The organism is Streptomyces katrae, from assembly GCF_000966975.1.
GTDB lineage: Bacteria > Actinomycetota > Actinomycetes > Streptomycetales > Streptomycetaceae > Streptomyces > Streptomyces katrae.
This window is the reverse complement of sequence record NZ_JZWV01000966.1, coordinates 1-321: the sequence shown is the minus strand read 5'-3', so window position 1 is coordinate 321 and position 321 is coordinate 1. Positions and strand designations below refer to the sequence as shown.

General features: G+C 81.6%; 1 pseudogene. It reads right to left on the bottom strand.

Annotated features, from left to right (window positions below):
• Positions 1 to 70: 70 nt before the first annotated feature.
• Positions 71 to 321 (bottom strand): annotated as a pseudogene (locus VR44_RS46555) (hypothetical protein); the annotation flags it as partial.

The window sequence follows — 321 nt, the reverse complement described above, 5'->3', positions numbered from 1 at the left end:
GCGGGCGGCCGGCGGCGGGCGGCGGGCGGCACGCGGTGGGCGACGGGCCTCGGCCGGTGACGGACACGGCCTAGCGCGGGCGCAGCGCGACGATCGCGAGCACGGCGGGGGCGGCGGTCATCAGCGTGAACGTGACCGGCGAGATGTGGTGTTCGACCGGTTTGCGTGCGGCCGTGTGGTACGCGGGCCGAGGCACCTTGGGCTTCGGCGCCGGCGGCTTCGGGGCCGGGGCGGGCGGCGTGGGCGCGGGCTCCGTCGGGGGAGGCGCGGGCGCCCGGTACACCCGGGGCGCGGGCGGCTCCGGTGCGGGCGGTGCGGGCG